Here is a 19,332-nt window from a genome sequence, read left to right on the forward strand (position 1 = left end):
TGGATTAGCACTCCTAATTCCTTATTGGGAGTGCTAAAACGACTCGAGTCAGCGATGTTTGATAACCATCATTACGCTTTTTTACGCGAGGATTTTTTACCGCTGCTGGCCGCGCGTTCGGCTTTAATCCTTTCCAGCAGCGCGGTGGCGCTGTTTTCACCGCTGATAAGACTTGGGTTTTCAGCACGCCACTGGGCGGTAAGTTCACCGCGGAACGCTTTCGCCAGGATCGACTGGGTGAGATTGTTGACGCGGGTTAAAGCGTTGTTGACCTGTTTTTCGATGGTGTCGGCGTAGGCGAAGAGCTGCTCGACACGATGGACGATTACGGCTTGTTCTTTTAAAGAAGGGACTGAAAGTTCAAAATTCCGGAGACTTGATAATGAGACTGTTTTTTGTGCAGTCCCAGTAGCAACATCACTTGCATGTTTGAATATTTGTGGTGATTCTAAATAGAATAATAAAAATCTATAGTTAATCAAATTGCTATTTGGCTTTATGATGGCAATATGTCGTTGGAAACAAAATGGTTTAGTGGTGTTAACAACTACTGGGATTCCAAAAGAACCTGTAACAGTGTATAAAATATCATTTAGAGATGGTTTTCTAATCTCTTTTAGTGCCAGGTAATAAGACTCTGGAACCCATCTGGATACATTTTCAAGATCAATTTTCCCTTTATTAACATCGGAGATGACTAGAAAGGGGATTCCTGTTTCAGATTTTGGTGGAGCTTGATGGTCACCATCCGAAATACTGACACAAAGATTTTTTAATGAATATACTTTCCATTGTTCAGTATTCGTTGATAATTTTCCATTAACAATTGCAGCTAGCACCACCTGACGAAAACGTTTCAGGATTTGTGGGATTTGCTCAAGACGTGCTTTGGTGCTATCTACCTGCGCCAGCAGCGTATCGAGTTTTTCGGCGATGATTTTTTGTTCGAAAAATGGCGGGAGATTAATTGAAAGAGCCTTCAAAACTTCCAGACGTATTCCTTTTACCGTTGTACCGGTCCCTAAACTTTCGATTAGCTGCGCCTGCGAACGGTACCAGTGAATAAAGAAATTACGTTCAACTCCGCTAGACAGGAATAACGCCTTTAAGTCTTGGTTAATTGCTGAATCAAAAGACGCTGTAACAATTTTCCCCAAGCTCATACGAGTCGCAATAATCGGTGTCCCAGCAGGAATTATATTTGTACTGCTATTTTCTACTGCATCATTGGTAATATGATCGATAGTATCTGTAAGGGTATGTTTATTCATATCCTTGACACTCATCCATGGAATATCCCCTTGATAATACTCAGGGATTGCTTTGCTTGGGGTACCTCCGCCAATAATAGTAAGGAGTATATTATCCAGCTCGCTTTTTACCCACCCCTCCGGCAATTTCCCCTCACTCATACCTTCACCTCACCAAACGCTTCATTCAGCAACTGACGCTGCGCATCCGCCTCATCGCCCGCGCCCAGCTCGCGCATCAGCGCATCCAGTTCGCTCAACGCCTGTACCAGCTCGCCCATCGCTTCTGCCGCCAGCACGTCCGGCTCCGGCAGACTGTCGGCGTCGATGCTGTCTTTATCTTTCAGCCAGGAGATATCCAGTGAATCGGATTTTGCCGTGCGGATCCATTCGCGGCTGAACTTACGCCAGCGGCTGGTCGCCTGGTGCTGGTCGGTGTTTTTGTTCTCTTCGCTGTCGGCGACTTCGCTCTCTTCGGCGTTAAAGCTCCACTCACCCTCGGTTCGCGGGCTTAAGCCGTGCGGATCTTCGCCGTAGACGGTTTCAAACGGCTGCAGATGCTGCTCGGTGAACGGCGTGCGCTTGCCGAAGCTTGGCATATTGGTCCGCAGGTCATACACCCACACGTCGTCGGTGCAGTTTTTATCCTGATGTGGATTGGCTACCGTGCCTTTGGTAAAGAACAGCACGTTGGTTTTGACGCCCTGGGCGTAAAAGATGCCGGTCGGCAGACGCAGGATGGTGTGCAGATGGCATTTGTCCATCAGGTCGCGACGAATGTCCGTACCCTTGCCACCTTCAAACAGGACGTTATCCGGCACTACCACCGCCGCGCGACCGCCAGGGTGCAGGGTTTCGATAATATGCTGCATAAAGCACAGCTGTTTATTGCTGGTCGGGTGCACGAAGGTGCGGGTAATGTTGGTGCCTGCGGCGCTGCCAAACGGCGGGTTGGTGGCGACAATATGCGCCTTCGGCAGGTTTTCACCGTCGCTGCCCAGCGTGTTGCCCAGACGGATAGCGCCGCCGTGGTCGAGGTTGCCTTCAATGTCGTGCAGCAGGCAGTTCATCAGCGCCAGACGGCGGGTGCCGGGCACCAGTTCAAGGCCGATAAACGCGCGGTGGATCTGGAAATCCTGGGTGTCGCCGTCGAGATCGTCCAGATCGTGAGTCTGCGACTTCACGTAGCGATCCGCTTCAATCAGGAAGCCCGCCGTACCTGCAGCCGGATCCTGCACCACTTCGCGCGGCTGCGGCTTCAGCAGATGGATAATGGTTTTAATCAGCGGACGCGGAGTGAAGTACTGGCCCGCGCCGGATTTGGTTTCGTTAGCGTTCTTCTGCAGCAGCCCTTCGTACATATCGCCGAAGTCGTCTCGGGACTTCCCGTGGTTGCCGTTGTACCAGTCCAGCGCGTCCATATAGCTGACCAGCTCAGTCAGCTGTTTGGGTTGCTCAATGGTGGTACTGACATTATGGAACACCGCCTGCACCAGCTTTTTCTCATCAGTGCCTAACTGGACCAGCAGGTTACGGTAGAACTGCATCTGATCCTGGCCAATGCGCGACTTCAGATCATCCCAGCGGTAGCCTTCCGGCAGGTAGTCCGCTTCCTGGCCGGTCTCTTTACACATTTTCAAAAACAGCAGCGAGGCGAGTTCATTCACGTAGTTTTGATAGGAGACGCCGCCGTCGCGCAGGTTGTCGCACAGTTTCCACAGTTTGGCGACCAGATCGTTATTGTTCATTGAAGATCCCATGTAAAACAGCGGCCCTTATCGGGGCCGCAGAAGAAGAAATTGCCGGGGATGATAACGCGTCAGGCGAGCTCATCCCAGATGTAATCGCTGAACTTATCCAGCACGCTGTCGAGGTCGTCGTCAAAGGCACGCTGTAACATTGGCTTACCGCCGCGGCGGTGGAAATTGCCGGTTTTGAAAACATCGTCGTCGAGCACCACCTTCTCTTTTAGCGCCTGCGCTAAACGGTCGAGCCAGCTTAGCTGTTCATCGCTCCAGTCGTTCTCGGCCTTGATACGCGTCAGCGCGTGATCGACACGCTCGTCGAACGGTTTGAGCGCATCGCCCACCGCCGCACGGCGGATGTGGCCGATCAGCCGGGCGGCGATATCCTGATTGCGCGTCGCTTTCCACGCGCTGCGCAGGGATGACTCTTCAAAATGCTGGCGGTCAAACCACTCCTGCAATTCCACCAGCCCTTTACGGGTGAGGTCGCGCGGGCGATTAATCACCGCCTGCAGCGCGGGCTGGGTGTTCGGGGAGCGTTGCACCAGCTCATCAAACGCTTCGAGGAAATCCTGCGGCGTGTCGTAATCGCCATACAGCGATTTGACGCTCACCACCTCATCGTCAATATCGAGGAAAATGGGGGCCTCGCGCAGTGCGTTGATATCGGTTTTCAGCCTTTCGAGGCGCGCGATAAAGCCGGGAAGCTTATTAAAAATCTCGGCGCTCCAGTGCGGTCCTTTTTCCCGCAGGCGTGAGGCCAGACCGCCAAAGTTGACGCCCGCGGCATCCAGGCACAGCTCGTCCAGACGGCGAACCTGCTTATCCACAGCTTCGCTGCGATCGCGGTTATAAATGGCGAGGCCGATGATTCTCTGCAGCTTAGCGACCAACTGTTCATGGCTGTGCTCGGCAAAACTGCGGCCATCCGCTTCAATGGTTTTGTAGGTTTCTGAGTCGGTAATTTCATTGACCAGCGTTTGCAGTTCCACCTGTGGACGCACAACCACCGGGCGCATGGTATCGACGCTTTCCAGCGAGCTGTAGATATCAACACAGTCGAAAATCTTAAAGCTGGTTTTCCCCACCGACGGGCACAGACGCGTGGCACGGCCCTTCATCTGCTCGTAGAGAATGCGGCTTTTGACTTTGCGCAGGAACACAATATTACAGATTGACGGGATATCCACGCCGGTGGTCAACAGATCGACGGTAACCACAATATTGGGTAGCCGCTCTTTGTTGAAGCGGACGATCATGCTTTGCACTTTCTTCGCGTCTTTATCGGCATCACCGGTGATCTTGATAATCGCGTCGTGCTCCAGCTGCGGATACTTTTTCTTAAACGCGGTGCGCAGCTCGTCAACCACCATGTCGGCATGGGCGTTGGTGACGCAGAACACCAGCGTTTTTTGTTGCCCGGTGGGATCCAGGTATTTGGTGAGCTCACCGCATACCGCACGGTTAAACGCCGGGATCACCAGGCCGCGGTTAAAATCGGCAACCTCAAAATCCTGATCGTCAGCCAGCGTGTCGTTGATCAGCTCGCCCTGTGGGTTCAGGCGTTCCACCTGTTCACCCTCGGAAAGATAGACCCCATCCTGCGCATTGCGGGTAACGATCTGAATAGGCGGATCCTGATCGATCAGGTAGCCGTCGATCACCGCCGTACGGTAGGTGTAGCGGTAAACCGGCTCGCCGAAAATATCGACCGTGTGCAGCGCTGGCGTGGCGGTCAGGGCAATTTTTACCGCATCGAAGTGATCGAGAATGCGACGGTAGGCGGAAACGTAATCCAGCTGGCTGCGAAACTGCAGCTCGCCTTCGGTCTGCTCTTTATCGAGAATGTAACCGCGGTGTGCTTCATCGACGACAATACAGTCGTAACGGCCGACCGGCATCGGTTCATCTGATTGCAACGTGCGTTTAACCAGCGACTGAACCGTGGCGACGTGAATTTTGGTGCTGTCTTCCGGGAATTTATCAGTCAATCCTTTGATATCGAAAATGCTGTTAAAAGTGTCGCCGTTAATCCGTGTATCTTCAAACGATCCCAGCGCCTGCTCGCCGAGCGAGCGACGATCAACCAGGAACAAGACGCGTTTGAAACGCTGCGACTGGATCAGGCGGAACATCAGGGCGATGGCGGTACGGGTTTTACCGGTACCGGTCGCCATTGCCAGCAGGATCTCTTGTTGGCCGTTAACAATGGCCTTCTCTACCGCGCGAACGGCATCCTCCTGGTAATAACGCAGACCCAGTTCGCTCATTCCGGGGTTATCGGCAAACCACTGATTCTGTTTTTGCGGGTCGCTGCCCAGCATATCCAGCAGCTCTTCCGGGCGATGCCATTCCGGCAGCGCTTTCGACATATTGGTGGTGTGGCGGACGTCGCGATACCAGATACCGCTTTTGGTCTTCATTGCCGCGCGGTATTCACGCCCGTTGGTGGAGTAGCAAAAGGGGATTTTAAAACGCTGTGTGCCGCTGGTGTCCTGCCAGCTAATTTCGTAAGCAGGTACCGCTTCATGTACTTCATCAGGAGAGTAGTGTTCTAACAACGTGTCGCGTAAGAACGCGTTATCGAAGTATTTACTGTAGCGATACGATTCGTTGAGTTTGCCGGGAACATCGATATTTTTACGTTTTGCTTCGACCACTGCGATAGGCTTAAGGCCCACGAACAGAACATAATCCGCAAAACCTTGCTTCCCGGTTTCATCTTTGCCAGTTGGCCATTCGGCAATGGCTTTATTTACACCCGGTTCTGGACGCTCACCTTTGGAGAAACGTAACGTTTTACTATCGGCCTGCCAGCCCGCTTTACGCAGTTGGGCATCAATCAGGAAGCGGCTTTCTTCCTCGCTGAGATTCAGTGTGCGCTTGATAGCCTGGTCGGTAATCTCTTTATGATATGCCTTGCGTTCCTGTTCGGTTTGTTTTGCTAACTCGGCGTTTTTGGCGGCGAGTTGCGCTTCCAGTGCGGCCACGCGTGCTTTGGTTTGTGCTTCGGTTTCCTGCTGTTTGCCTTCGAGAACGGCAATGTAGCCGTTGAGTGCAATTAATCGTTGCTGCTGAGCTTCCAGTTCTGCCTGGCTTTGTACTTTTTCCTGTGTCTGCTGTTCCAGTTGCTGTTTGAGGGTGAGAACTTCGGCGTGGTAGCGATCCTCACCGTGCTCAGGCAGCACAAAAACCGGCACAGGAAAGTCGTAATCTTTGGTTACCAACCGGTAATACCAGACGGCAAGACGGAAACCCAGGCGCAGGCACATCTGAACATCATCCAAATCATTATGGTATTCGTGGACGGCCTGGTTACCAATTCGGCGCAATTTATGGAATACAGAAAGGATGTTGTCATCAACAAAGGAAATTTTGCCCAGTTCACGCAGAAGATCGTGTTGATTCTCACAGAGGGGGATATCCAGCAGCAGGCCAAGGTGTTTAGCCGTCGCTTCGCCAAACATACGCATTTTCACCAGTGCGGTGTTGGGATCATCCGGGTAATTATTTTCCGCCGCACAGGCGATGGCATAGGTGAAATCGTTGACGCCCTTCAGGAACTCAAAATTGGATTTAGTCATCATTAGGTTTTAATCCATCGCTGTGCGAGCCTATCCATATATTTAAGGCTCATAACTCTTTATCTTAGCTTTCCACATCTTCCCGGGCAATGGCCAACGTCACAGCAACTGACTAATTCTTAAGGGTTCGTCTATTTTGTAGTGTTGTACTAAACACAAAAAGTCCCAAACTCTTCAACCAAGTCAGCTGACCATATCGAGCGCACACTTTTAAATTATAAAATCGATAAATAATTAAATCATTTCAACACATTACCATTATTCCCAAAATCAAACGGGCTAACCCCTTTCTCCCGATTCGCATCCAGAAAGTCAGCCCACCATTGCAGCATCAGTTTGCGTTCATCCAGATGCTCTGCTTTATGAATATAAGCCGCACGTACTAAGTTACGTTCCATATGGCTCATTTGCCGCTCTACAGCATCCCTTGACCATAGCCCTGACTCAATCAGCGAGCTACATGCCATAGTCCTGAAGCCATGCCCACAAACCTCCACCTTAGTGTCATACCCCATAACACGCAGCGCCTTATTCACCGTGTTTTCACTCATGGGCTTACGAGGGTTATGATCGCCAATGAAAACAAAATCGCGCTCACCACTAAGCTTGTGAACCTGTTCAAGGATTGCCAATGCCTGACGAGACAGCGGTACTAAGTGGGGTGTGCGCATTTTAGAACCACGTTGAGAATGCTTCACTCCATCGATAGCTTCTCGTTCTGCCGGGATTGTCCACATTGCCCTTTCAAAATCGATCTCAGACCAACGGGCGAAGCGCAATTCACTAGAACGAATAAAGATTAATAACGTGAGCTCAACAGCCAGACGAGTCAAAGGCCGCCCGGTGTAGCTATCAATTCGGTGGAGTAGTTCAGGTAAGCGTTTCAGTTCAAGTGCTGGTCGATGGACACGATTACTTGAAGCAACTGCCCCAGCCATCTCCTGAGCAGGATTGTAATCGATCAAACCGCTTTGCACTGCATAACGCATAATCGCATTGGTACGCTGCTGAAGACGCGAAGCCACTTCAAAACGCCCTGTAGCCTCAACGACCTTGATAGGAACGAGGAGATCGCGCGTGCTAAAACTATCAATACTCCGCTTCCCAATTGCTGGGAACAAATTATCCTCCAGACTCTTCAGCACCCGTCGGCTATGTTCTTCTGACCATTTTTTATTTGCGGCATGCCACTCTCGGGCAACTAACTCAAAGGTAATATTTTCTTTCGCCTGTTCTTCTTTCACAGCACGTTTGTGTTCGCGAGGATCGATTCCAGCAGCAACAAGCTTTCTGGCCTCTTCCCTCTTTTGACGAGCATCAGCTAATGACGTTTCAGGATAAACACCAAACGCCATCAGGTGCTGCTTACCACCAAAGCGAAAACGGAACCGCCAGTATTTTGAGCCGTTAGGGTGAATGAGCAAAAACATGCCATCCCCATCGACAAGGGTATACTCCTTTTCCTGTGGTTTTGCAGAACGCACTTTGATATCTGTCAGAGCCATAAAAGTTCTCCTTCCATGTGCCGAAGTGAGTATACAACCATTATCGAACCAACATATATACTCGGTTCTATACTCACAAGCGTCTTGATGTGGGTTGACTCAGATTGACTTCTGTTGAGTGAAAAAGCGAGGAAAGCCTTGCGGATACTGGATTTCAGGCACAAAAAAAGACGTCCGTTGACGTCTATTGATGTTCCGATGGTGCCGAAGGCCGGACTCGAACCGGCACGTATTTCTACGGTTGATTTTGAATCAACTGCGTCTACCGATTTCGCCACTTCGGCACTGAAGGGGATGCGGAAACGTTCTGGATTATACCTGTCGGCGGCGGTCATGCAAGCGACAGCGTGTCGTCATTGCGCTAAGTGTTGAAAAAAACAGCGCTATCCTGCGCGGCGTCACCTTTTACGACCGTTCCACAGCGCGACTGCCACCAGCCCCCCTCCTCTCACTCCCCCGAGAACCCGGCTCCCCCTGCCAGCCCCCCTTCTCCCCCGGTAACCCCAAACCCCACTCAAACTTATCTCAACTTGTTCTCACCTCACTCTCAACCACATCCCCAGCACAACCCATCTTTCCCCAGATAAATTCCCCTCGCCTATACCCCAATATTCCCCCCAACCCTACCCACCACCATTCCCATATATTCCAGAAAGTTTTAGCCAATACCTTTTTGTTATTCACTCGCTCCGCAGCCAAATATTAATTTCATCAATATTTTTATAACTTTACATTAATGAAAAGTTTTCTTTTTGCCGTTTATTCCAGGATTTTCCTCAGGCGTGAAGGGTTCCGGTAAACACTATTTTTACTAGTCGCTGTACGAGTCTTGATGGACATATTCACTCGATGAATTAACTCAGGAGAATACTTGTGACGACGTTAAAACCTTTGCTGGCCCGCAACCGCAGCTGGGCGCTGCAGAAGTGTCAGCATGACCCGGGCTATTTCGAAAAATGGGTCGACGGGCAGCGGCCCCACTCGCTGTGGATCGGCTGCTCCGACAGCCGCGTTCCCGCCGAGGTGCTCACCGGCAGCCAGCCCGGCGAGCTCTTTGTCCACCGCAATATCGCCAATATGCTCGATCCCGCCGACGATAACGTCATGAGCGTCCTGCAATATGCCCTCCACTACCTTGAGGTGGAGCGGGTGGTGCTCTGCGGCCACTACGGCTGCGGCGGCGTGCAGGCGGCGCTCTCCCTGCCCACCCTGCCGCTGGCGCAGGAGTCCTCGGCGCTGGCTCGCCGCATCGGCCAGTTGCGCCACACCCTGCATCACGAAATTGCGCAGATCGCCGATGGGTGTGGTGTTGAGGCCTCCCCCGGCGCCAGTGCCAGCGCCAGCGCCGACGCGGAGCCCTCTCGCCGTGCCCTTCACGCCCTGGTGGAAGCCAACGTTCGCGCCCAGTTCGCCCGTCTGCTGGAGAGTGAGCCGGTGCAGACGGTGCTCGCCAGCGGGCGACCGCTCAGCCTGCACGGCTGCGTCTACGATCTGGCTTCCGGCCATTTAACCACCCTCGTCGAACACCTCTCACCGCAGGAGCACGCCCCATGAACACGCTTCGTCAGGACTCTCTCGCCGGCATCGTCGTCTTCCTTGTCGCCCTGCCGCTGTGCCTCGGCATCGCCCAGGCCAGCGGCTTACCGCCCTTCGTCGGCCTGCTGACCGGCATCATCGGCGGCCTGGTCGTCACCGCCCTCAGTCCCTCCCGCTTCGCCGTCAGCGGTCCCGCCGCCGGACTGGTCACCATCGTCGTCGCCGCCATTGAATCCCTGGGTTCCTTCTCCCTCTTCCTGATGGCGCTGGTGCTGGCCGGCGCGCTGCAGCTGCTGTTCGGCATCCTGCGGGCCGGGCGCTTTATCTCGCTGGTTCCCGCCAGCGTCATCAAAGGCATGCTGGCGGCGATCGGCATCCTGCTGATTATGCAGCAGATCCCCGTCGCGCTCGGCACGGCGGAAGAGACCGGGCTTGCCGATGTGGTTCAGGGCAATGCCGCTTTCTCCGTCACTGCGATGGCCGTGGCCGCGGGCGGCTTGCTGGTGCTCTGGCTGTGGGGTTCGCCGCTTATCCGCCGGGTGAAGAGCCTGCGCTGGATCCCCGGGCCGCTGATCGCCGTCCTGCTCGGCTGCGTGACCACCCTGCTGCTGACCCATTTTGCGCCGCAGCAGCTGGCCGCCCTGCCGCGTATTACCCTGCCGGCGTTCGGCAGCCTCGGCGACCTGCTGGGCGAGCTGGAGTCTCCCGCATGGAGCGCGTGGCGCAATCCGTCGGTGTGGGTGGTGGCGGTAACCCTGGCGCTGGTCGCCAGCCTCGAAACCCTGCTCAGCCAGGAGGCGCTGAAAAAGCTGCGCCCGCAAAATCCGCCGCCTTCGCCGAACCGTGAAATGGTCGCCCAGGGCGTCGGCAACCTGCTCTCCGGTGTGCTGGGGGCGATGCCGATCACCGCGGTGATCGTCCGCAGCTCGGTGAACGTCAGCAATGGCGCGCAGAGCAAACTGTCGATCTTTATCCACGGCGTCCTGCTGTTAATCTGCGGCCTGTGGTTCAGCGGCCTGCTGACCTTAATCCCGCTCGCCAGCCTCGCCGCCGTGCTGCTGTATACCGGCTATAAGCTGGCGACCCCGCGGCTGTTCATCGAGCAGTTCCGCCAGGGGGCGGCGCAGTACGTCCCGTTCCTCGCCACCATCGGCGGGATTATCGCCTGCGGCATGCTGGCGGGGATCGGGATTGGTCTTGCCACCCAGATGGCATTCAGCCTCTGGCGCAGCCATCGCCACTCGCTGCAGCTGGCGCGCTACGATGACCACTACGTGCTGCGCATCCAGCAGAATCTGACCTTTATGCACAATCCGCATCTGCTGGCCCTGCTGGCGAAAATTCCGGAAAAGAGCGTGGTGATCGTCGAGCACGATAGCGTCGGCTACCTCGACCCGGACGTGCGCGCAGTGCTGGATGATTTTGCCGAGAACGCCCCGCAGCGCGGCATCCGCCTTAATCAGTGGCCGCTCGCCAGCCGCTGACCTTAACGGGCGGCTGGCCCGCCCGCTTCGCGACCCCTCCGATTGCCAAGCGCCGGGGAATACCATGCTCTACACTTTCTGGGTTATCACGCCAACCCCAAGGAAATGAACATGACCATCATTAAAAGCTACGCCGCCAAAGAAGCGGGCGCCGATCTGTCGCTGTGGGAATACGATGCCGGCGAGCTACAGCCGGAAGATGTCGAAGTTGAAGTGGAATACTGCGGGATCTGCCATTCGGACCTGTCGATGATCGACAACGAATGGGGGATGTCGAGCTACCCGCTGGTGGCCGGTCACGAGGTGATTGGCCGGGTGGCGGCGCTGGGCAGCGCGGCGCAGGATAAAGGGCTGAAGATTGGCCAGAAGGTCGGCATCGGCTGGACGGCGCGCAGCTGCGGCCATTGCGACGCCTGCATCAGCGGCAACCAGATCAACTGTCTGGAAGGCTCGGTGCCGACCATTCTCAATCGCGGCGGCTTCGCCAATAAGCTGCGCGCCGACTGGCAGTGGGTGATCCCCCTGCCGGAGAGCATCGATCTGGCGTCCGCCGGCCCGATGCTGTGCGGCGGCATCACCGTCTTTAAACCGCTGCTGACCCACCACGTCACCGCCACCAGCCGCGTCGGGGTGATCGGCATCGGCGGCCTCGGCCATATAGCCATTAAGCTGCTGCGGGCGATGGGCGCGGAAGTGACCGCCTTCAGTTCCAACCCGGCGAAAGAGCAGGAAGTGCTGGCGATGGGCGCCGATCGCGTGGTCAACAGCCGCGATCCTGAAGCCTTAAAAGCGCTGGCCGGTCAGTTCGACCTGATCATCAACACCGTGGCGGTGGACCTCGACTGGCAGCCGTACTTCGAAGCCCTGGCTTACGGCGGCAACTTCCACACCGTCGGCGCGGTGATGAAGCCGTTCCCGGTGCCGGCCTTTACCCTGATCGGCGGCGACCGCAGCATCTCCGGCTCGGCGACCGGTAATCCGTCCGAACTGCGCACGCTGATGAAGTTTGCCGGGCGCAGCAAAGTGGCTCCGACCACCGAGCTGTTCCCGATGTCGCAGATTAACGAAGCGCTGAAGCACGTTCGTGAAGGCAAAGCCCGCTACCGCGCGGTGCTGAAAGGCGACTTCTGATCCTTCTCTCCCGCCGGGCGGCCCGCTCGCCCGGCGTTTTCCCCGTCGCTTCATCAAACCGTCATCTCCCCGCCATGCCTCTGTAGTCATTGCTTCCCACAATCCGGGCTTCGATAAATGGCTGAACGAGATGCGCGTCACCATGAGAAAGACCTGGCTTCCCTGGCTGATCCTGTCGCCTTCCCTGCTGTTTTTACTGCTGTTTACCTGGTTCCCGCTGGGGCGTTCGGTGTATGACAGCCTGTTTGATACCCGCATGGCCAGCGACGGCGCACAGTACGTCGGCCTGGATAACTTCGCCCGCCTGTTTGCCGATAACGTCTTCTGGCAGTCGCTGGGCAATAACCTGCTCTATATCCTGCTGACGGTGGTGCCCGGGGTGACCCTCGCCCTGCTGCTGGCGGTGGCGCTGAGCGAGAACCATCGCGTCAACCGCTGGCTGCGCACCGCCTTTTTCTTCCCGATGATTATCCCGATGGTCAGCGCCGCCGCGCTGTGGCTATTTATCTTTATGCCCGGCCTCGGCTTGCTCGACCACTATCTGGCGAAGCTGTTCGGGCCGATGAACAACAACTGGCTGGGGCGCAGCAACAGCGCGCTGCTGGCCCTGGCGCTGATCGGCGTGTGGAAGTTCGCCGGCTACTACATGCTGTTTTTCCTCGCCGGGCTGCAGAGCATTCCGGCCTCGACGCGGGAAGCGGCGCTGATGGAGGGGGCTACCCGCACGCAGGTCTTTTTTAAGGTCACGCTACCGCTGCTGCGCCCGACCCTGAGCTTTGTGATCACCACCGCGCTGATCTACTCCATCACCCAGATAGACCACGTGGCGGTGATGACCCGCGGCGGGCCGGATAACGCCACCACCGTGCTGCTCTATTACATCCAGAATCTCGCCTGGGATACCCACGACCTCGGTAAAGCCTCCGCCGCCACCTTCCTCACCCTGGCCGGGCTGTTCGCCTTCTCGCTGATTAACCTGAAACTGCTGGAGAAAGGAGCCCACTATGAGCGCTGAAATCTCGCCGCTGCTGGTCCGCACGCCCGCCGCCGCCCGTCCGCTGTGGCTGCGCCTGCGCCGCTCGTCGCCCTTTACGCTCACAGTATTAATGTGCTGCATGGCGCTGCTGTGGGTCAGCCCGTTTATCTGGATGCTGGCGACCTCGTTCAGCGCCACCACCTTCGGCGACGATATGGCGTCGCTGCTGCCGCGCCTGCCGCTGACCCTCGATAACTTCCGCGACGCCTGGCAGAGCGCCGACTGGCTGAGCCTGTACGCCAACACCCTTATCTTCACCTTCGGCACCTTCTGCGTGCAACTGTTGACCATCACCACCGCCGGCTACGTCTTCGCCTGCCACGAGTTTCGCGGCAAGCAGACGCTGTTTCTCCTGTTCCTGGTGCAGCTGATGATCATGCCGGTGGTGATGATGGTGCCGAACATGCTGACCCTGAAAACCTTCGGCCTGCTCAACACCCTCACCGGGGTGATGATGCCCTACTTCACCTCGGCGTTCGGCGTGTTCCTGATGCGTCAGGCGTTCCTCGCCATTCCGAAAGAGCTGGAGGAGGCCGCGCTGATGGAGGGCTGCCGCTGGTGGCAGGTGCTGTTCCGCGTGCTGCTGCCGATGTCCTGGCCGTCGGTGCTGGCCTTCGCCACCGTCAGCATTACCTACCACTGGAACGAGTACCTGTGGCCGCTGATGATGCTCAACGATCCCGATAAGCAGGTGCTGACCGTCGGGCTGGTCTCCTTCGCCATGGGCGCCGAATCCGGCGGCCAGTGGGGCACCATCGGCGCCGGGACGCTGATGGTCTGCCTGCCGCTGATGCTGGCGTTCATCCTTTTTCAGAAACAGTTCCTGCGGAGCTTCGGCTTCTCCGGGATCAAATAAGGAGTGATTCATGCTGTTAGCGCACATTTCCGATACCCATTTCCGCAGCCGCGGCGAGAAGCTGTACGGCTTTATCGACGTCAATGCCGCCAACGCCGACGTGGTCTCCCAGCTTAACGCGCTGCGCGAGCGCCCGGACGCGGTGGTGGTGAGCGGGGATATCGTCAACTGCGGCCGCCCGGAGGAGTATCAGGTGGCCCGCCAGATCCTCGGCAGCCTGAACTATCCGCTGTATCTGATCCCTGGCAACCACGACGACAAAGCCCATTTTCTCGAGCATCTTCACCCGCTGTGCCCGCAGCTGGGCAACGATCCGCAAAATATGCGCTATGCGGTGGATGACTTCGCCACCCGCCTGCTGTTTATCGACTCCAGTCATGCCGGCACGTCAAAAGGCTGGCTGACCGACGAGACCATCGGCTGGCTGGAGGCCCAGCTGTTCGAGGGCGGCGACAAACCGGCAACGATCTTTATGCACCACCCGCCGCTGCCGCTGGGCAATGCGCAGATGGACCCGATCGCCTGCGAAAACGGCCACCGTCTGCTGGCGCTGGTGGAGCGTTTCCCGTCGCTGACGCGCATCTTCTGCGGCCATAACCACAGCCTGACCATGACCCAGTATCGCCAGGCGCTGATCTCCACTATCCCCGGCACCGTCCATCAGGTGCCGTACTGCCACGAAGACACCCGGCCCTATTACGACCTCTCCCCGGCCTCGTGCCTGATGCACCGTCAGGTCGGCGATCAGTGGGTGAGCTACCAGCACTCGCTGGCCCACTACGCCGGCCCGTGGCTGTACGACGAAAACATCAGTTGCCCAACGGAAGAGCGCTAACCGCTATGCTCAGTCTGCAAAACATCAGTAAACGTTTCGACGGCAAGCCGGCGCTCAGCGCCCTGTCGCTGGATATTCACGAAGGCGAATTCGTGGTGCTGGTCGGCCCGTCGGGCTGCGGGAAAAGCACCCTGCTACGCCTGCTCGCCGGGCTGGAGCCGGTCAGCGAAGGCCAAATCTGGCTGCATAATGAGAACATCACCGCCGCCACGCCGCGCGAGCGCAACTTCGCGATGATCTTCCAGAACTATGCCCTGTTTCCGCATCTGTCGGTGCGCGACAACATCACCTTCGGCATGAAGGTGCGCAAGGAAGAGAAAAGCAGCTGGCAGCCGCGGGTGGACAAAGTGGCGCAGATGCTGCAGCTGGAGGCGCTGCTCGACCGCAAACCGGCGAAGCTCTCCGGCGGCCAGCGCCAGCGGGTGGCGATGGCCCGGGCGATTGTGCGCAATCCGCGGCTGTTCCTGATGGACGAGCCGCTCTCCAACCTCGACGCCCGCCTGCGCAGCGAAGTGCGCGACAGCATTATGGCGCTCCACCAGCAGCTGAAAACCAGCACCATCTATGTGACCCATGATCAGACCGAGGCGATGTCGATGGCCGACCGCATCGTGGTGATGAACGGCGGCCACGTGCAGCAGGTCGGGCGCCCGGAGTATCTGTACGCCAACCCGGCCAATCTGTTCGTCGCCGGATTTATCGGTTCGCCAGCGATGAACCTGCTGTCGCTGCCCTGCGCCAACGGTGCAGTACTGTTGGGAGAACAGCGCTATCCGCTGCCGCCGCGACACCGGGATCAGACCCACGTCTGGCTGGGCATTCGCCCGGAACATATTACCGACCGCGTGGAGGAGGGCCATCTGCGCCTGCCGGGCACCGTCCTGCAACGAGAACTGATGGGAGCCGATTATCTGCTTCACGTCAGCACCCCAATGGGCACCCTGCGCTTTAGCCGCCGCCACCGCGGCACGGTGCCGGAAAAAGGCGAATCGCTACCGATCGGCTTTTCACCTGCCGATGTGCATCTTTTTCATGCTGAGACCCAGCATAATTTGTTGATGGAGTGTAATCATGTTTAAACCTTTTACGCTAGTCGCGGTTGGCCTCAGCCTTGCCCTGAGCGGCGCGGCGCTGGCGAAAGAAAAAATAGACTTCATGTTCCCGGCGCCGGTGGACGGCAAGCTGACCATGGAGATGACCCGCGTCATTAAGCAATTCAACGACTCACAGCAGGATGTCGAAGTACGCGGGATCTTCACCGGCAACTACGACACCACCAAGATCAAAGCCGAATCGGCGCAGAAGGCCGGCCAGCCGCCGGCGCTGGTGATCATGTCCGCTAACTTCACCACCGATCTGGCGCTGAAGGATGAGATCCTGCCGATGGACGAGCTGTTTAAATATGGCGATCAAAAGGCTGGCGATTTTCTGCACAAGGAATTCTGGCCCGCGATGCATAAGAACGCCCAGGTGATGGGCACCACCTATGCGATCCCGTTCCATAACTCGACGCCGATCCTCTACTACAACAAGACGATGTTCGATCGGGCCGGGATCAAACAGCCGCCGCAGACCTGGGCCGAGCTGCTGGCCGATGCCAAAAAGCTGACCGACGAGAGCACAGGCCAGTGGGGGATCATGCTGCCGTCGACCAACGACGACTACGGCGGCTGGATCTTCTCGGCGCTGGTGCGCGCCAACGGCGGGAAATACTTTAACGAAGACTATCCGGGCGAGGTCTATTACAACTCGCCGACCGCCATCGGCGCCCTGCGCTTCTGGCAGGATCTGATCTACAAGGACAAGGTGATGCCGTCCGGGGTGCTGAACTCGAAGCAGATCAGCGCCGCGTTCTTCTCCGGCAAGCTCGGGATGGCGATGCTCAGCACCGGCGCGCTGGGCTTTATGCGCGAGAACAGCAAAGACTTTGAGCTTGGGGTGGCGATGCTGCCGGCCAAAGAGCAGCGCGCGGTGCCGATCGGCGGCGCCAGCCTGGTGAGTTTTAAAGGCATCAGCGAGGCGCAGAAGAAAGCGGCGTATCAGTTCCTGACCTATCTGGTGAGCCCCGACGTGAACGGCGCGTGGAGCCGCTTCACCGGCTACTTCTCGCCGCGCAAGGCGTCATACGATACGCCGGAGATGAAGGCCTATCTGCAGCAGGATCCGCGGGCGGCGATCGCCCTTGAGCAGCTGAAGTACGCCCATCCATGGTACTCCACTTGGGAGACCGTGGCGGTGCGTAAGGCGATGGAGAACCAGTTGGCGGCGGTGGTCAATGATGCCAAAGTGACGCCGGAAGCGGCGGTGCAGGCGGCGCAGAAGGAAGCCGACGCGCTGATGAAACCGTATGTGGATAAGACCGCGCTGGCGGAAGTGAAGTGACGCGTTACCCGTCATCATCATCCTCACCCCGGCCCTCTCCCTGAGGGAGAGGGAACTGTCCGGCGCTGTGGTTAAGCCCTGGGTCCGGTTGTGAAAGGCAAAAAAGCAGGCCATACCCGGTATGGCCTGAAAATGTCACAACGATTAGATCCCTGCCGTTTCGCGGATATATTTGCGCGCTTTGACGGCGTATTCGAAAGGATTGGCCAGAGCAGGATCCTGCTCGGCTTCCACTACCATCCAGCCTTTATAGCCAAAGTCGTCCAGCAGCTTGAACACCGGACGGAAATCGATCACCCCGTCGCCCGGGACGGTGAAGGTGCCTTTTTTCACGCCGTCGAGGAACGACAAGCCGTCGCGGCGCACCTGGTCGATCACCGGCGGGCGGACGTCTTTCAGGTGGACGTGGTTGATGCGCGGCAGATACTTTTTGAGGATCGCCAGCATCGGCGCTTCGCCGCCTTCGGAATACCAGGCGTGGCCGGTGTCGAACAGCAGGAAGACGCGCTCGTCCACCAGCGACATAAATTTGTCGATTTCCGCGGTGGTCTGAATGCCGGTGCCCATGTGGTGATGCAGACAGACCTGCATTCCCTTCTCCGCCGCCAGGCGGCCGAGGGTGTTGTAGCCTTCCGCCACCCGCTGCCACTCTTCGTCGCTGAAGCACGGCTTCGCATCGCCGAGGATCGGTTTATCCAGCCCCTGGATGCTGCCGCTCTGCTCGGAGCAGCCAATCACTTTCGCGCCCATCGCATGAAGGAAGTTCATGTGATTGACGAATTCATCAATGGTTTTTTCCCGCTGGCCGTTGGCGAAAAAGGTGCTGAACCAGGCGTTGCAGATCTGAATGCCGCGGATATCCAGCATCGGCTTGAGAACCGCCGGGTCGCGCGGATATTTGCTGCCGACTTCGCTGCCGGTAAAGCCGGCCAGCGCCATTTCGCTGACGATCTGCTGGAAGGTGTTTTCGCTGCCGAGCTCCGGCATATCATCGTTAGTCCAGCCGATTGGGGCGATAGCCAGTTTGACGTTATCTTTGTTCATAGTAGGGCTCCTGCCGCTGCGCCTTAGCGGCGCAGCAATTCACGTTCAATAAGTTCACGGGTTTCCACTGCCTGGTATTTCATTTTTTCCGGGTAGCCAAACAGCGAGGTGGCGACAATCGGCTCCCCGCCGACCTTGAAGGTCTGCTCGGCGAATTTCATTTCGCGCAGGGTGCGGAACAGCGCGTCGAAATCCACATCCCCTTCCCCGACGCCTACGTGCTGGTGCACCACGGCATCCACGCCCGGCGGGTTAACGATATAGCGGCAATGTTTCGTATGGTTGCGGGTATCCGCAATCAGGACATGGGAGAGATCGCTCCCGGCATAGCGCAGCATGCTCGCCACGTCGCCGACGCCTTTGTCGTAGAAAAAGGTGTGCGGCACGCTGTAGACGTACTTCACGTTATCGCTGCGGAACGACTTCACGATATCGACGGTTTCATTGTTCTCTTCGCAGAAATCCCAGGGATGCGCCTGGATCTCCACGCGGATGCCTTCCCGCTCAAAAATCGGCAACAGCTCTTCCATTGAGCGATAGAACATTTCATCGCAGATCTCAGGCTGATTCGGATCGCCGGAGAACTCGGTGTTGATCACCTGAACGCCCATCTCTACCGCAATTTCCACCAGCCGTTTCCAGTTTTTCACCGCCGCCTGACGGCGCAGTTCGTCCGGGCCGGACCAGCGGTAGACGCAGATAAACGACGACAGCTCAAGGCCGGTATCGCGCAGCGCCTGCTTGTACTCCGCCATGATCTCCCGGCTGGCGCGCGGGTGCTTGTAGAACGGGTTAATCTGCGGGTGCGGCGACTGTTCAATGTACTTGTAGCCCCACTCCGCTACCTGATGGACCATGCGGGTGATCCCGAGGTCCTTAATGACATCCACATCAAAAGCAATTTTCATCGTCGTTACCTGTGCAAAGAAGTTCCGTCAGCAAAA

The 19,332-nt window shown here is 56.9% G+C and carries 14 protein-coding genes and 1 tRNA gene; 8 read left to right on the forward strand and 7 right to left on the reverse strand.

What is annotated here, in order from left to right; genetic code table 11:
- Positions 1–71: 71 nt before the first annotated feature.
- The 5 genes from OHJ17_RS22535 to OHJ17_RS22555 form a co-directional block, all read right to left on the reverse strand.
- Positions 72–1,412 (reverse strand): restriction endonuclease subunit S, encoded by a 1,341-nt coding sequence (locus tag OHJ17_RS22535; protein ID WP_023283166.1) that lies wholly within the window; start codon positions 1,410–1,412, stop codon positions 72–74.
- Positions 1,409–2,998, reverse strand: a complete 1,590-nt coding sequence (gene hsdM / locus OHJ17_RS22540) for a type I restriction-modification system methyltransferase (RefSeq protein WP_023283165.1) — start codon at positions 2,996–2,998, stop codon at positions 1,409–1,411. The genes OHJ17_RS22535 and hsdM overlap by 4 nt, the downstream gene beginning before the upstream one ends.
- Positions 2,999–3,069: 71 nt before the next feature.
- Positions 3,070–6,582 carry a type I restriction-modification system endonuclease gene (gene hsdR, locus OHJ17_RS22545; protein ID WP_267302664.1) on the reverse strand — a complete coding sequence of 1,171 codons (3,513 nt, stop codon included), beginning with the start codon at positions 6,580–6,582 and terminating at the stop codon, positions 3,070–3,072.
- A gap of 236 nt (positions 6,583–6,818) precedes the next feature.
- Positions 6,819–8,084, reverse strand: a complete 1,266-nt coding sequence (locus OHJ17_RS22550) for a tyrosine-type recombinase/integrase (protein WP_023283163.1) — start codon at positions 8,082–8,084, stop codon at positions 6,819–6,821.
- A 199-nt stretch (positions 8,085–8,283) separates the two neighbouring features.
- A tRNA-Leu gene (locus OHJ17_RS22555) sits at positions 8,284–8,368 on the reverse strand.
- A 589-nt stretch (positions 8,369–8,957) separates the two neighbouring features.
- On the opposite strand from OHJ17_RS22555, the gene OHJ17_RS22560 reads away from it, so the two are divergent.
- From OHJ17_RS22560 to OHJ17_RS22595, 8 genes are all read left to right on the forward strand, one after another.
- On the forward strand, positions 8,958–9,638 hold the full coding sequence (locus OHJ17_RS22560; RefSeq protein ID WP_032433790.1) for a carbonic anhydrase: 681 nt from the start codon (positions 8,958–8,960) through the stop codon (positions 9,636–9,638).
- Positions 9,635–11,104 carry a SulP family inorganic anion transporter gene (locus OHJ17_RS22565; RefSeq protein WP_032433789.1) on the forward strand — a complete coding sequence of 490 codons (1,470 nt, stop codon included), beginning with the start codon at positions 9,635–9,637 and terminating at the stop codon, positions 11,102–11,104. The genes OHJ17_RS22560 and OHJ17_RS22565 overlap by 4 nt, the downstream gene beginning before the upstream one ends.
- A 111-nt stretch (positions 11,105–11,215) precedes the next feature.
- The gene (gene ahr, locus OHJ17_RS22570) at positions 11,216–12,235 is read left to right on the forward strand and encodes an NADPH-dependent aldehyde reductase Ahr (RefSeq protein ID WP_032433788.1); all 1,020 of its coding nucleotides are present in this window, start codon (positions 11,216–11,218) and stop codon (positions 12,233–12,235) included.
- Positions 12,236–12,365: 130 nt separating this feature from the next.
- Positions 12,366–13,250: a carbohydrate ABC transporter permease gene (locus tag OHJ17_RS22575; RefSeq protein ID WP_004146807.1), complete on the forward strand. Its 885-nt coding sequence runs from the start codon at positions 12,366–12,368 to the stop codon at positions 13,248–13,250.
- The gene (locus tag OHJ17_RS22580; RefSeq protein ID WP_019705529.1) at positions 13,240–14,127 is read left to right on the forward strand and encodes a carbohydrate ABC transporter permease; all 888 of its coding nucleotides are present in this window, start codon (positions 13,240–13,242) and stop codon (positions 14,125–14,127) included. The genes OHJ17_RS22575 and OHJ17_RS22580 overlap by 11 nt, the downstream gene beginning before the upstream one ends.
- 10 nt (positions 14,128–14,137) lie before the next feature.
- A complete protein-coding gene (locus OHJ17_RS22585; RefSeq protein WP_004186746.1) occupies positions 14,138–14,962 on the forward strand; it encodes a phosphodiesterase in 825 nt (274 codons plus the stop codon).
- Positions 14,963–14,967: 5 nt separating this feature from the next.
- Positions 14,968–16,041, forward strand: coding sequence for an ABC transporter ATP-binding protein (locus tag OHJ17_RS22590; RefSeq protein ID WP_032433787.1), 1,074 nt, complete (start codon positions 14,968–14,970; stop codon positions 16,039–16,041).
- Entirely contained in the window at positions 16,034–17,344 is a 1,311-nt protein-coding gene (locus OHJ17_RS22595) for an ABC transporter substrate-binding protein (protein WP_016529153.1), read from the forward strand. The genes OHJ17_RS22590 and OHJ17_RS22595 overlap by 8 nt, the downstream gene beginning before the upstream one ends.
- A 144-nt stretch (positions 17,345–17,488) precedes the next feature.
- Here the strand turns inward: OHJ17_RS22595 and iolE are convergent, their stop codons facing one another.
- On the reverse strand, positions 17,489–18,388 hold the full coding sequence (gene iolE / locus OHJ17_RS22600; protein WP_002886970.1) for a myo-inosose-2 dehydratase: 900 nt from the start codon (positions 18,386–18,388) through the stop codon (positions 17,489–17,491).
- Between the two features lie 23 nt (positions 18,389–18,411).
- Positions 18,412–19,296, reverse strand: coding sequence for a sugar phosphate isomerase/epimerase family protein (locus OHJ17_RS22605; RefSeq protein ID WP_004152193.1), 885 nt, complete (start codon positions 19,294–19,296; stop codon positions 18,412–18,414).
- Between the last annotated feature and the right edge of the window lie 36 nt (positions 19,297–19,332).

It is taken from the genome of Klebsiella sp. KP20-425-1 (genome assembly GCF_025813515.1).
Classification (GTDB): domain Bacteria; phylum Pseudomonadota; class Gammaproteobacteria; order Enterobacterales; family Enterobacteriaceae; genus Klebsiella; species Klebsiella pneumoniae.

What these genes read in the sequence shown, in the direction of transcription:
- ahr (WP_032433788.1), top strand. Translation starts at nt 11,216, where the DNA reads ATGACCATCATTAAAAGCTACGCCGCCAAAGAAGCGGGCGCCGATCTG.
- OHJ17_RS22550 (WP_023283163.1), bottom strand. Translation starts at nt 8,084, where the DNA reads ATGGCTCTGACAGATATCAAAGTGCGTTCTGCAAAACCACAGGAAAAG.
- OHJ17_RS22585 (WP_004186746.1), top strand. Translation starts at nt 14,138, where the DNA reads ATGCTGTTAGCGCACATTTCCGATACCCATTTCCGCAGCCGCGGCGAG.
- OHJ17_RS22595 (WP_016529153.1), top strand. Translation starts at nt 16,034, where the DNA reads ATGTTTAAACCTTTTACGCTAGTCGCGGTTGGCCTCAGCCTTGCCCTG.
- OHJ17_RS22580 (WP_019705529.1), top strand. Translation starts at nt 13,240, where the DNA reads ATGAGCGCTGAAATCTCGCCGCTGCTGGTCCGCACGCCCGCCGCCGCC.
- iolE (WP_002886970.1), bottom strand. Translation starts at nt 18,388, where the DNA reads ATGAACAAAGATAACGTCAAACTGGCTATCGCCCCAATCGGCTGGACT.
- hsdM (WP_023283165.1), bottom strand. Translation starts at nt 2,998, where the DNA reads ATGAACAATAACGATCTGGTCGCCAAACTGTGGAAACTGTGCGACAAC.
- OHJ17_RS22535 (WP_023283166.1), bottom strand. Translation starts at nt 1,412, where the DNA reads ATGAGTGAGGGGAAATTGCCGGAGGGGTGGGTAAAAAGCGAGCTGGAT.
- OHJ17_RS22605 (WP_004152193.1), bottom strand. Translation starts at nt 19,296, where the DNA reads ATGAAAATTGCTTTTGATGTGGATGTCATTAAGGACCTCGGGATCACC.
- OHJ17_RS22575 (WP_004146807.1), top strand. Translation starts at nt 12,366, where the DNA reads ATGCGCGTCACCATGAGAAAGACCTGGCTTCCCTGGCTGATCCTGTCG.
- OHJ17_RS22590 (WP_032433787.1), top strand. Translation starts at nt 14,968, where the DNA reads ATGCTCAGTCTGCAAAACATCAGTAAACGTTTCGACGGCAAGCCGGCG.
- OHJ17_RS22565 (WP_032433789.1), top strand. Translation starts at nt 9,635, where the DNA reads ATGAACACGCTTCGTCAGGACTCTCTCGCCGGCATCGTCGTCTTCCTT.
- hsdR (WP_267302664.1), bottom strand. Translation starts at nt 6,582, where the DNA reads ATGATGACTAAATCCAATTTTGAGTTCCTGAAGGGCGTCAACGATTTC.